This window comes from Pseudomonas sp. SLFW (assembly GCF_009905615.1).
Taxonomy (GTDB): Bacteria; Pseudomonadota; Gammaproteobacteria; order Pseudomonadales; family Pseudomonadaceae; genus Aquipseudomonas; species Aquipseudomonas bambusae.
In genome coordinates, this window is the sequence record NZ_JAAAKW010000001.1 from 534,412 (window position 1) to 547,337 (window position 12,926).

12 protein-coding genes are annotated in these 12,926 nt (G+C 60.8%); 8 read left to right on the forward strand and 4 right to left on the reverse strand.

Going from position 1 to position 12,926, the window contains the following annotated elements:
- Positions 1-96: 96 nt before the first annotated feature.
- The 7 genes from GVN17_RS02225 to GVN17_RS02255 all read left to right on the forward strand — a co-directional run bounded on the left by GVN17_RS02225 (position 97) and on the right by GVN17_RS02255 (position 7,574).
- Positions 97-1,146, forward strand: a complete 1,050-nt coding sequence (locus GVN17_RS02225; RefSeq protein WP_166593591.1) for an ABC transporter ATP-binding protein — start codon at positions 97-99, stop codon at positions 1,144-1,146.
- 1 nt (position 1,147) lies between these two features.
- Complete coding sequence (locus GVN17_RS02230; protein ID WP_256665038.1) at positions 1,148-2,098, forward strand: ABC transporter permease; 951 nt, start codon at positions 1,148-1,150, stop codon at positions 2,096-2,098.
- On the forward strand, positions 2,088-2,918 hold the full coding sequence (locus tag GVN17_RS02235; RefSeq protein WP_166593592.1) for an ABC transporter permease: 831 nt from the start codon (positions 2,088-2,090) through the stop codon (positions 2,916-2,918). Before GVN17_RS02230 ends, GVN17_RS02235 begins: the two co-directional genes overlap by 11 nt.
- Positions 2,919-3,106: 188 nt before the next feature.
- A complete protein-coding gene (locus GVN17_RS02240; protein WP_166593593.1) occupies positions 3,107-4,531 on the forward strand; it encodes a gamma-aminobutyraldehyde dehydrogenase in 1,425 nt (474 codons plus the stop codon).
- Positions 4,532-4,717: 186 nt separating this feature from the next.
- On the forward strand, positions 4,718-4,972 hold the full coding sequence (locus GVN17_RS02245) for a type II toxin-antitoxin system HicA family toxin (protein WP_166593594.1): 255 nt from the start codon (positions 4,718-4,720) through the stop codon (positions 4,970-4,972).
- Complete coding sequence (locus GVN17_RS02250) at positions 4,969-5,304, forward strand: type II toxin-antitoxin system HicB family antitoxin (RefSeq protein ID WP_166593595.1); 336 nt, start codon at positions 4,969-4,971, stop codon at positions 5,302-5,304. Before GVN17_RS02245 ends, GVN17_RS02250 begins: the two co-directional genes overlap by 4 nt.
- A 263-nt stretch (positions 5,305-5,567) precedes the next feature.
- Complete coding sequence (locus tag GVN17_RS02255; protein ID WP_166593809.1) at positions 5,568-7,574, forward strand: PAS domain-containing sensor histidine kinase; 2,007 nt, start codon at positions 5,568-5,570, stop codon at positions 7,572-7,574.
- Between the two features lie 172 nt (positions 7,575-7,746).
- On the opposite strand, the gene GVN17_RS02260 is transcribed toward GVN17_RS02255, so the two are convergent.
- The 3 genes from GVN17_RS02260 to GVN17_RS02270 form a co-directional block, all read right to left on the reverse strand.
- Positions 7,747-8,853, reverse strand: coding sequence for an NADH:flavin oxidoreductase/NADH oxidase (locus tag GVN17_RS02260; RefSeq protein ID WP_166593596.1), 1,107 nt, complete (start codon positions 8,851-8,853; stop codon positions 7,747-7,749).
- A 100-nt stretch (positions 8,854-8,953) separates the two neighbouring features.
- Entirely contained in the window at positions 8,954-10,669 is a 1,716-nt protein-coding gene (gene recJ / locus GVN17_RS02265; RefSeq protein WP_166593597.1) for a single-stranded-DNA-specific exonuclease RecJ, read from the reverse strand.
- Between the two features lie 60 nt (positions 10,670-10,729).
- A complete protein-coding gene (locus tag GVN17_RS02270) occupies positions 10,730-11,272 on the reverse strand; it encodes a YaeQ family protein (protein WP_166593598.1) in 543 nt (180 codons plus the stop codon).
- Between the two features lie 346 nt (positions 11,273-11,618).
- Between GVN17_RS02270 and GVN17_RS02275 the strand changes: the two genes are divergently transcribed.
- The gene (locus GVN17_RS02275; RefSeq protein WP_166593810.1) at positions 11,619-12,464 is read left to right on the forward strand and encodes a TIGR02285 family protein; all 846 of its coding nucleotides are present in this window, start codon (positions 11,619-11,621) and stop codon (positions 12,462-12,464) included.
- Positions 12,465-12,626: 162 nt separating this feature from the next.
- Here GVN17_RS02275 and GVN17_RS02280 read toward each other — a convergent pair whose 3' ends face one another.
- Entirely contained in the window at positions 12,627-12,923 is a 297-nt protein-coding gene (locus tag GVN17_RS02280) for a DUF3509 domain-containing protein (protein WP_166593811.1), read from the reverse strand.
- Between the last annotated feature and the right edge of the window lie 3 nt (positions 12,924-12,926).

Genomic DNA, 12,926 nt, shown 5'->3' on the forward strand with positions numbered 1-12,926 from the left:
CGCTCCTACACGAGCCCCATTCCATCTGTTGCAGGTGCTGCGTTGCACCCGGCGAACCCGCTGCGACGGCGTTCGCTTCCACTTGAGGTTTCACCCATGACCCTTGCAGTCCAGTTCACCCACGTTTCCCGTCAGTTCGGCGAAGTGAAGGCCGTTGACCGGGTTTCCATCGACATCAAGGACGGCGAGTTCTTCTCCATGCTCGGCCCTTCGGGTTCGGGCAAGACCACCTGCCTGCGCCTGATCGCAGGTTTCGAACAGCCCAGCGCAGGTTCAATCCGCATTCATGGCGAAGAGGCGGCTGGCCTGCCGCCGTACCAGCGCGACGTCAACACGGTGTTTCAGGACTACGCCCTCTTCCCGCACATGAACGTGCGCGACAACGTCGCCTACGGCCTGAAGGTGAAGGGCGTCGGCAAGGGCGAGCGTGTGGCACGCGCCGAAGAAGCCCTGAACATGGTCGCCCTCGGCGGCTACGGCGACCGCAAGCCGGTGCAACTGTCGGGCGGTCAGCGCCAGCGGGTCGCACTGGCCCGTGCGCTGGTCAACCGTCCTCGCGTGTTGCTGCTCGACGAACCCCTCGGGGCCCTGGATCTGAAGCTGCGCGAACAGATGCAAAGCGAGCTGAAAAAGCTGCAACGGCAACTGGGCATCACCTTCATCTTCGTCACGCACGACCAGACCGAAGCGCTGTCGATGTCCGACCGCGTGGCCGTGTTCAATAAGGGCCGCATCGAGCAGGTCGACACCCCGCGCAACCTGTACATGAAACCCGCGACCACGTTCGTCGCTGAGTTCGTCGGCACGTCCAACGTGCTGCGCGGCGAGTTGGCGCAACAGTTGAGCGGCCACCCCAACGCGTTCTCCATTCGTCCCGAGCACATCCGTTTTGCCGATGGCCCCGCCTCCAGTCACGAGATCGAAGTCAGTGGCCTGCTGCACGACATTCAGTACCAAGGCAGCGCCACGCGTTATGAGCTGAAACTCGACAACGGCCAGACCCTCAGCGTCAGCCAGGCCAACACCCAATGGCTGGACACCAGCGCGCAGCACCAGCCGGGTCAGCGCATGACCGCTCGCTGGGCCCGCGAGGCGATGATCCCGCTGCATGACGCGGTCATCGAGCACACGGCCGAGGCCCATTGAGATGAGCCAGACACTCGCCCATTCAGCGCCGATGCCAGGGCAATCGCCCCTGCGGCGTTTTTCCAATTTGCTGTATCGACGGCCGAATCTGTACCTGACGCTGCTGCTGATCCCGCCGCTGTTGTGGTTCGGCGCGATCTACCTCGGCTCTTTGCTCGGGCTGCTGTGGCAAGGGTCCTACACCTTCGACGACTTCAGCATGTCGGTCACGCCGGACTTGACCTTGGCCAACTTCGCGGCGCTGTTCAACCCGGCCAATTTCGACGTGATCCAGCGAACGCTGACCATGGCCATTGCCGTCTCCATCGCCAGCGCCATCGTCGCGTTCCCCATCGCCTACTACATGGCGCGTTACACCACCGGCAAGACCAAGGCGTTTTTGTACATCGCCGTGATGATGCCGATGTGGGCCAGTTACATCGTCAAGGCCTACGCGTGGACGCTGCTGCTGGCGAAAGGCGGCGTGGCACAGTGGTTCGTTCAGCATCTGGGCCTGGAGCCAGTGTTGCAGGTGATTCTGGGGATTCCCGGTGTCGGCGGGAGCACCTTGTCCACCTCGCATTTGGGACGGTTTCTGGTGTTCGTCTACATCTGGCTGCCGTTCATGATTTTGCCGATCCAGGCCTCTCTCGAACGCCTGCCGCCCTCGCTGTTGCAAGCCTCGGCGGACCTGGGCGCCAAGCCTCGGCAGACCTTCCTGCAGGTGATCCTGCCGCTGTCGGTGCCCGGCATTGCGGCGGGTTCGATCTTCACGTTTTCGCTGACGCTGGGCGACTTCATCGTGCCGCAGCTGATCGGCCCGCCCGGCTATTTCATCGGCAGCATGGTCTACGCCCAGCAAGGCGCCATCGGCAACATGCCCATGGCCGCCGCGTTCACACTGGTGCCCATCGTGCTGATCGCCATTTACCTGTCCATCGTCAAACGACTGGGGGCTTTCGATGCGCTCTAAGCCTGTGATCAAACAAGGCGATCAAGCCTCATGGGGCCTGAAGATTGCCGCATGGGGCGGGTTGGTGTTCCTGCACTTCCCGATCCTGATCATCTTCGTCTACGCCTTCAACACTCAAGACGCCGCGTTCAGTTTTCCGCCACAGGGCTTCACCCTGAAGTGGTTCAGCGTGGCCTTCTCGCGGCCTGATGTGATGGAGTCGATCAAGCTGTCGTTGCAGATCGCCTGCGTCGCGACATTGATCGCACTGGTGCTGGGCACCCTGGCGTCGGCGGCGCTGTATCGCAGGGATTTCTTCGGCAAGGACGGCATTTCGCTGATGCTGATCCTGCCCATCGCCCTGCCCGGCATCATCACCGGTCTGGCGTTGCTGTCGGCGTTCAAATCGCTGGGGATTGAGCCAGGGATGTTCACCATCATCGTTGGCCACGCGACCTTCTGCGTGGTGATCGTCTACAACAACGTCATTGCCCGCCTGCGTCGCACGTCCCACAGTTTGATCGAAGCGTCGATGGATTTGGGGGCCGACGGCTGGCAGACCTTTCGCTACATCATCCTGCCGAACCTCGGTTCCGCATTGCTGGCGGGCGGGATGCTGGCGTTTGCGTTGTCGTTCGACGAAATCATCGTGACCACGTTTACCGCGGGTCACGAACGCACCTTGCCGATCTGGCTGCTCAACCAACTCAGCCGCCCCCGCGACGTGCCGGTGACCAACGTCGTTGCGATGCTGGTGATGATGGTCACGATGCTGCCGATTCTCGGCGCGTATTACCTGACCCGTGGCGGTGAAAGCGTGGCGGGGAGCGGGGGGAAGTGATGACACCTTTTTGAATTCAACACCCAACCCTGTAGGAGTGAGCTTGCTCGCGATAGCGGTGTATCAGCCAGCCAATGAGTGACTGTTCATACGCAATCGCGAGCAAGCTCACTCCTACAGGACCACGTTTCAACGCGCTGGCGCGCCACAGCAAAGCGCCCGACAGATTCAACAAGAGGACAAACCCCATGCAAACCAAACTGCTGATCAATGGCCATCTGGTCGCCGGTGAAGGTCCCGCGCAGCCCGTGTTCAACCCCGCGCTGGGCCGGGTATTGGTGGAAATCAACGAAGCCACCGAGGGCCAGGTCGACACCGCCGTACGCGCCGCCGATGCCGCGTTTGAGAGCTGGTCGCAAACCGCGCCGAAGGATCGCTCGTTGCTGCTGCTGAAACTGGCGGACGCCATCGACGCCCACGCCGAAGAACTCGCCAAGCTCGAATCGGACAACTGCGGCAAGCCGTATCAAGCGGCGCTGAACGACGAACTGCCAGCGATTGCCGACGTGTTCCGCTTCTTCGCTGGCGCCAGCCGCTGCATGAGCGGTTCCGCGGCGGGCGAATACCTGCCGGGGCACACCTCAATGATCCGTCGCGACCCGGTAGGCGTTGTCGCCTCCATCGCGCCGTGGAACTACCCGCTGATGATGGTCGCCTGGAAAATTGCGCCAGCGCTGGCGGCGGGCAATACCGTGGTGCTCAAACCTTCCGAGCAAACCCCTTTGACCGCGCTGCGTCTGGTCGAGCTGGCCAATGACATCTTCCCGGCAGGCGTGCTGAATCTGGTGTTCGGTCGCGGCCAGACCGTCGGCAATCCGCTGGTCACACACCCGAAAGTCCGCATGGTGTCGCTGACTGGCTCGGTCGCCACCGGCTCGCACATCATTTCCAGCACCGCCGAGAGCGTCAAACGCACCCACATGGAACTGGGCGGCAAGGCCCCGGTGATCATCTTCGACGACGCCGACATCGACGCCGCCGTCGAAGGCATTCGCACTTTCGGCTTCTATAACGCAGGTCAGGATTGCACCGCCGCCTGCCGCATCTACGCGCAAAAAGGCATCTATGAGCAATTCGTGCAGAAGCTCGGGGAAGCCGTCAGCACGATCAAAGTCGGTCAGCAGGATGACCCGGACACCGAACTCGGCCCGCTGATCACGGCCCAACATCGCGACCGCGTCACCGGCTTCGTCGAGCGTGCGGTCGCCCAATCCCACACGCGGGTGATCACCGGCGGCAAGGCCATCGAAGGCAACGGTTTCTTCTTCCAGCCAACGGTGATCGCCGACGCTCAACAAGACGACGAAATCGTCCGCCGCGAGGTGTTTGGACCGGTGGTGTCGGTGACGTCATTCGACGATGAAGCCCAAGTCCTGGGTTGGGCCAACGATTCCGATTATGGCCTGGCGTCGTCGGTCTGGACCCAGGACGTCGGTCGCGCCCACCGCCTGTCCGCCCGTCTGCAATACGGATGCACGTGGGTGAACACCCATTTCATGCTCATCAGCGAAATGCCCCACGGCGGCCAGAAACTGTCCGGCTACGGGAAAGACCTGTCGATGTACGGGCTTGAGGACTACACCACCGTGCGCCATGTGATGTTCAAGCACTGATGCCTTATCTGTAGCGGTCCGGCTCGCCGGCGGCAGCGATCCCACAGACGCCACCGCTGGCAAGCTTTGCTGCTACAAAGGTTGCATCCACGTACAAGCACGATTCAGACAGATACGCCCTATCCCGTCGCTCTTTCCTACGATGGACCTCTTGGTCATAATCACGCGGTATCATAAATTGATACCATGAATAACCGACAATCCAGCACCCTTAAAACCGTCTTTTCCAAACCCGTGCCCAGCACACTCGAATGGAACAGGCTCGAATCGCTCTTCAACGCGCTAGGCGCCCGAACTATCGAAGGAAACGGTTCCCGAGTTCGCTTCGAACTCAACGGCATAGTGGCGACATTCCATCGTCCACACCCGGACAAGGAAGCCAAGCCGTATCAGGTACGCGATGCCCGGTCATTCCTTGAGCAAGCAGGAGTTACCCCTTGAACATCATGAATTACAAAGGCTATGCAGCCCGCATCAACTACAGCGACGAAGATGAACTGTTCGTTGGGCATGTGGCCGGAATCCGCGATGTTATCGGTTTCCACGGCGAATCTGTGCGTGAGCTTCGTACAGCATTTGAAGAGGCAGTGGACGATTATCTGGACACGTGTGTCCGACTGGGTCGTGAGCCTCAAAAAACCTATTCCGGCAAACTCAGTTTGCGACTGGAACCCGCTTTACATGCGAGTGTTGCCTGTAAAGCCGAGCTGGCTCACATGAGCATCAACCAGTGGGTCAGCGATCTGCTCTTCCACGCCATCCAAACTGATTAGAATTTGACATCACCACGCAACCCCTGCGCTCATTCACGGTCAACACAACAGACGCTGCTTTGAGTCGCAGGGGGTGTTTTGGTATTCGTTCGAATACCGATAAAGCTCAACCACGCTCAATCACCCTTCAAGCGGATGTGAAAGGTGAGGATTCTTCCGGTCCGGCTTCGTACACTGTTTCCCCCTGACTGGAGCTTGCCTCGTTGACACGATATCCCCGCTTTCCCGCAGGCGACAGTGAGGCAGGTCGCACCATCAAGGACATGGACTGGGCCACAACGCCCCTTGGCCCCATCGAACAATGGCCTGCTGCGCTGAAGATCCACCTCAATCTGATCCTCAATTCCCCCGAGTCGATGTACCTGCTTTGGGGCCCGGAGTTGCTGTTTTTCCACAACGATGCCTGTGCCCCGACTCTCGGCCCTCGACGGGACGCGGCCATGGGTGCTCGCATGCCGGAGTTGTGGTCGGATGTGTGGGATCAAGTGCAGCCGTTTGCCGAGCAAGCGTTGAACGGGCAGCCGTATCACTGCGAAGACATGCCTCTGACCATGGCGCGTTATGGCGCAATCGAGCGCACGTGGTGGTCGTTTTCGTTCTCACCGATGATTGACGAACACAACCAGGTGGTCGGCCTGTTCTGCGTGACCAATGAAACCACACGCCGCGTGCTGGATCAGCGAGCACTGAGGGCCAGCGAACAGCGTCGGCTCGACCTGATTGCCGACCTTGAACGGCAAGTCGTCGAGCGTGCTCATGAACGTGGCCTGACTTGGCAAGTCAGCCCCGATCTGCTCTCGATCATGACCTCCGATCTGCATTTCGAAACCACCAACCCGGCCTGGCGATTCACCTTGGGCTGGACGGACGAAGCATTGTCGCGGTTCGCGTTCTCTGACCTGATTCACCCCGAAGACGTCGCGCGCAGTCAGGAAGCCTTTGGTGCGCTGGGGCGCAATCATCCGGTGCTGAATCTGGAAAACCGTTACCGACGCAAGGATGGCAGCTACCGCTGGCTGTCGTGGGTCGCGGTGCCGGAAGGCGGCAAGTTGTATTGCAGCGCCCGGGACATTACCGCCGAAAAGCAACAGGCCGAAGCGCTGCGACGCGCAGAAGATGCGTTGCGTCACTCGCAGAAAATGGAAGCTGTCGGCCAACTCACCGGAGGGCTGGCCCATGACTTCAACAACCTGCTGATGGGTGTCAGCGGCAACATCGAACTCTTGAAAAACCGCGTCGCCAAAGGCCGCACCGACAACCTCGGGCGCTACATCAATGCGGCGCTCGAAGGCTCTCGCCGAGCCGCCGCGCTGACCCACCGGCTGCTGGCGTTTTCTCGGCGACAGACCCTCGATCCCCGACCGACTGATGTGGATCATCTGGTTGAGGGAATGGCCGAACTCATTCGCCGCACGGTGGGCCCCGCCATTGCCATGGACGTGATCGGCACCCCCGGCCTGTGGGCAACCCTGGTGGACGCCCATCAACTGGAAAACGCCCTGCTCAACCTGTGCCTCAATGCCCGCGATGCCATGCCCGACGGCGGTCAGCTGCTGATCGAAACCGGCAACAAAACCCTCGACGACATCGAAGCCCGAGAGCTGGAAATGCCCGAAGGTCGGTACGTGGCGCTGTGCGTCAGCGACAACGGCAGCGGGATGAGCGCCGATGTCGTCAAACGCGCCTTCGATCCCTTCTTCACCACCAAACCCATCGGCATGGGCACGGGGCTTGGGCTGTCTATGATCTACGGTTTTGCCCGTCAGTCGGGGGGCGGGGTTCAGATTCGCTCCGCAGTGGGGAAAGGCACGCAGGTGTGCATTTACCTGCCGGTACAAGGCGAGGCCATTGCGTTTTCCCCGGACACACCGTTGCAGGAACAGCCTTCCGGACCGGTGGCGGGCGGCGAAACCGTGCTGGTGGTGGACGACGAGCCGACGATCAGAACCCTGGTCGCCGAAGTGCTGACCGACCTCGGCTACCGTGTGCTGGAAGCCGAAAACGGTGCCCTGGCACTGGAAATACTGCAAACACAACAAACCATCGACCTGCTCGTCTCGGACGTCGGCCTGCCCGGTGGCATGAACGGACGCCAACTCGCCGACGCCGCCCGCTCAGTGCGACCGGGTTTGAAGGTGCTGTTCGTGACCGGTTACGCGGAAAATGCCGCCTTGGGCAAAGGTCGGCTGGAACCAGGGATGCATGTGCTGACCAAACCGTTTTCGATACCAGCGCTCAGAGAACGGGTGAAGGGGTTGCTGGAAACGTGAACGGAGCGCGCTGTACTCATCGAAAGAGGTCAGGCTGAATGATCAACTGTGGGCCGGCTTGCTGGCGAATCGGTTTTTTCAGTCACCAGATAGGTATCTGGCCCACCGCATTCGCCAGCAAGCCGGCCACAATGTCGCGTCGGGTCATCAAGACCAGAGCGTAAGCGGGCAATCAATCCCGCAAATCAGACTCGTGAATCGGCTGATCGCGATGCGTCGCACGTTGATACTGCGCAGGCCAGGTCGCCTGACGCCCGTTCAGGTCATCATCGGCATGCAGCGGCCAGTACGGGTCGCGCAACAGCTCACGGGCGAGCAGGATCAAATCCGCCTGCCCCGTGCGTAGAATATGCTCGGCCTGAGCGGGCTCGGTGATCATCCCCACCGTTCCCGTGGCGATCTGGGACTCCTTCTTGACCCGCTCGGCAAACTGCGTCTGATACCCCGGCCCTACCGGGATTTCAGCATTGGCGGCGGTGCCTCCCGAGGACACGTCGACCAGATCCGCACCCAGCGTTTTCAGACGCTTCGCCAGTTCTACGGTTTCATCCGGATTCCAGCCGTCCTCCACCCAATCGGTCGCCGACACGCGCACGAACAACGGCAGCGCTTGCGGCCAGACATCACGCACGGCTTTGGTGACTTCCAGCGTCAGACGAATACGATTTTCGAACGAGCCGCCATATTCATCCTGCCGTTGGTTGCTGACCGGCGACAGGAACTGGTGCAGCAGATAACCGTGGGCAGCGTGAATTTCCACCACGCTGAAACCGGCGGTCAGCGCACGCTTGGCAGCCGCGACGAAGGCCTCGACGACCTCTTTGATTTGAGGGGTATCCAACGGCGTCGGCGGCGTGTGTTTCGGGTCGAAAGCGATTTTCGATGGCCCCCACGGTGTCCAGCCACCCTGATCAGCAGGAATGCTGCCCTGCTTGCCCAGCCAAGGACGCCAGGTGCTCGCCTTGCGTCCGGCATGGGCCAGTTGAATACCAGCCACGGCCCCCTGAGCGGTGATGAATCGGGTAATGCGTTGCAACGGCGCGATCTGCTCGTCGTTCCACAGCCCGAGGTCTTCCGGGGTAATACGGCCGTCTTCGGTGACAGCGGCCGCTTCGGTGAAGATCAGTCCGGCACCGCCCACGGCGCGGCTGCCGAGGTGCACGAGGTGCCAGTCGTTGGCCAGACCGTCCTGGGCGGAGTATTGGCACATCGGCGAGACCACGATGCGATTGCGTAAGGTGAGTTCGCGAAGGGTGAAGGATTCAAGCAGCAGGCTCATGAGTATCTCTCGAAGTCGCGGAGGAAGGTTCCTTTGTACTGAACCTAGAGCCTAGTCGACAAGCTGAGAGAAGCCGTGGTTCCTGCTGTCTCGCGTGAAATCAACGCGGTGAAATGTGCGCCACCATGAGCTGCACGGTCTCGTTGCCCCGAAATTCGTTGAGGTCCAGCTTATAGGCCAGCTCGACCCACCGCACCGTCGGATTGGGCCACACGTCGCGATCAACGCTGAACGCAATGCCGTCGAGCTTGACGGTGCCGCATTCGGTTTTGAGCACCATCTTCAAATGCCGCTCGCCTACGACGCGTTGCTCCACCAGCTGGAACACCCCGTGAAACAACGGCTCGGGGAAGTGCTGGCCCCAAGGCCCGGCATTGCGCAGCGCGCGGGCCAGCTCAAGATGAAACTCTTCAACCGCCAACGTGCCATCGGACAACAGACGGCCGGTCAGGTCTTCTTCAGTCAGTTGACGACGAACTTCGGCATCGAAGGCTTCGGCGAAGGCCGGGAAATTTTCCGCAGGCAGCGACAAACCGGCTGCCATCGCGTGGCCACCAAACTTGCTGATCAACTCAGGGTGTTTCGCAGCAACGGCGTCCAGCGCATCCCTGATGTGGAATCCCGGCACCGAACGCGCCGAGCCTTTCAGCACGCCCTCCCCTGCGCTGGCGAAGGCGATAGTGGGCCGGTGATAACGCTCTTTCAGGCGCGACGCGAGAATCCCGATCACGCCCTGGTGCCATTCGGCTTCGTACAGGCAGAGCCCGAACGGCATCGACTCGACAGGCAAATCCTTGAGCTGGGCCAGCGCTTCCCGCTGCATGCCCTGTTCGATGGACTTGCGGTCCTGATTCAGCTCGTCCAATTGCACGGCCATCTCCCGCGCCAGCGTCTCGTCTTCACACAGCAGGCATTCGATGCCCAGGCTCATATCGTCCAGACGCCCCGCCGCGTTCAATCGCGGGCCGAGGATGAAGCCGAGGTCGGTGGAGGTGATGCGCGAAGGCTCGCGGCGAGCCACTTCGAGAATGGCGCGCAAGCCCGGACGGGCGCGACCGGCGCGAATCCGCATCAAGCCCTGATGCACCAGAATCCGGTTGTTCGCGTCCAGCGGCACCACGTCGGCCACACTGCCAAGCGCGACCAGGTCCAACAACTCGCCGAGGTTTGGCTGAGCGCGACCGTTGGCCTCGAACCATCCGATTTCCCGCAAACGCGCGCGCAGGGCCATCAAGACGTAGAACATCACGCCGACACCGGCCAGTGCCTTGCTGGGGAACGTGCAGCCGGGCTGATTCGGGTTGACGATGGCGTCAGCGGCCGGCAGTTCATGGCCCGGCAGGTGGTGATCGGTCACCAGGACCTGCAGGCCCGCCGCCTTGGCAGCCGCAACACCTTCGACGCTGGAGATGCCGTTATCCACGGTCATCAACAGCTCCGGCTGACGCTCAAGGGCGACCTTGACGATTTCCGGGGTCAGCCCGTAGCCGTATTCGAAGCGGTTCGGCACCAGATAATCGACATGCGCCGCACCCAGCAACCGCAGTCCCAAAACCCCGACCGTGCTGGCCGTCGCGCCGTCGGCATCGAAGTCACCGACGATCAGGATGCGCTGACGCTGTTGCAGCGCCGTCACCAGCAAATCCACCGCCGCGTCGATGCCTTTGAGTTGCTGATACGGAATCAGCCGCGCCAGGCCTTTGTCCAGCTCGTCCTGCGACAGCACGCCCCGCGAGGCGTACAGACGGGTCAACAAAGGCGGCAGATCGCCCAGAAAAGGCAAGGTGTCGGGCAACTGTCGTGATTCGATGCGCATGCGGGTTCCGCTGATGTGTTCGGTTGGAGCTGATTCAGTGATGAGGGCAAACGTCGGCGGTCAGCCGCGCTCGCCAGCCAGCCACTGCAATTGCACTTCGTGCTGGCCACGGTCATCGGTCACGAAAATCGTGCCTTCGCTGATCATCACGTCCCACTTGATGACGCGGGGCATGTCCTTGGCCAGGGTCTCCAGCACTTCCTGAGGCACGGCGGCGATGTTGACGTTTTTCAACGTTTTGACGGCCGGGACGATCTTGCCCTCCCACACGCGCAGGCTGCCGTACGCCAAGAGGCTGGTGCGCTCGGTACGGCGGGAGCACCACGTCAGCCGGTCAGCATCGGGTTGGCCGACTTCGATCCAGTGCAGTACGCGGTCATCCAGGCTTTTTTCCCACAAGGCAGGTTCGTCGACGTCCGACAGACCACGTCCGAACGACAGGTGTTCGCTATACCAGAACGCGTAGGCCAACAGACGCACGGCCATGCGCTCTTCGGTTTCCGACGGGTGGCGGGCGATGGTCTGTTTGACGTTTTCGTACACCCCACGGTCGAGGTCAGTGAGGTTCAGTTCGAATTTGTAGGTCGTGGACGGCTGGGCCATGAACGGGCTTCTAAGGACGGGAAAGGCGCCAAGTCTAACCGATGCACGTCCCGTTGAACGACCAGACTCGATGATTGATCGTCATGGCGACATGAAAATCAGCGTGCGCGCATTTGTCAGGCTGCTTTACTCAACCCAGGGTGACGAGTGTTAAACAAATGATCCACAACGCCGATACGTTGATGCGAGACCCTCTAGCATGAAGTTCACAGCGTGGGCCGTTGCGAAATCAGACCCGTCGGATCGGGGTGATCGCGGCTTAAACCTCAGTCAGTATTTTCAGGATTTACCTCGACGGATGGTCAATCGTTACGCACACATTCGCCCGTCCGGTGTTTTCGCCCTGCTGATCGCTTCGGCACTGAGTGCGACACCCGGAACCGCAGACGCGAAGGAAACGCTGACCTGGCTGCTTCGGGACTTCCCTCCCCTGACCATTTTCGCCGGCCCGCAAGCAGGCCAGGGCGCCATCGACAAGCTGATGCCTGAACTGATTGCGCAGATGCCGGAATACAACCACCAGATCATGCACGTGAACCGTGCGCGGGGCACACAGATGCTCCGGGACCCGGACGTCTTCGCCTGTGACCCGACGCTGTTGTGGACGGCAGAACGTGCGAAGACCATTCTGTTCTCGATCCCGACCTACGCCACGCCTGGCAACGGGGTGACGATCGAACGGCGAAATCACGCGATGTTTGCGCCATTTCTCGATGCCGATGGGCATCTTGATCTGGCGGCCCTGCTGAACGCCAACACGGTCAAGACCGGTATTGTGGCCGAGCGCAGCTACGGTCCGACCATCGATAAGATTCTCAAGACGACCACCCAACCCGAGAGCCTGATTCTGCATTACGGCAACGCGGCGGTGGGCAGCATGTTGCAGATGGAACGGCTGGACCGTTTCCAGGCCATCATCAGCTACTGGCCCGAAGCGCGGTATCACGCCCAGCAGCAGGGCATTGCGCTGGAAGAGCTGGAGTTTTTCCCGATCAAGGATGCGCCCAAGTACCAGTTCGCGCACATCGGCTGCTCGAAGACCGACAAGGGCCGCGAAGCCATCGAGATCATCAATCGCGAGATGCGCACGTTGCGGACCACCAAGCTGATCTCGTTCTACGCCGAATGGATGGTCGACAAGCGCCAATACCTGCAGGACGCGCAGACGTTTTTCGACGACGCGCAAAACTGACAAACGACAGGCAAAAAGAAACCCCGAGCAGCGGGGAGACTACTCGGGGTCAACCGTGGTCCATCTTGGACCCGTACGGCAGGCAACATAAACACCGGAGCACAATGCCTGCACCTGCCGTAATGGATAGGAGCCTATGTAATGGATAAGGTTCCCCGTTCCTCAGACAAAACCCTGACGGGCGGCAAAATTGTTGACCTGTGTCGCATTTCGCATCGCGGCGATGACGCAAGGCTCGATACGCCCCTCGGCGACCATCAAATCGCGATGAAGCCCGTCGACCACGTCGGTCAGCTGGCGCTTGTCACACAACTGGGCAGCGGAATAGACGCGTTCGATCACGATCGCACCGGCTGCATTTTTCAGCGTCACCAGACGCTCGCCATTTACACCGGCAGCGCCCAGGCTGGCCTCATAAGGTGCCAGTGCTTCGCTTAACAACAAGCTGATATTTTCCATCTG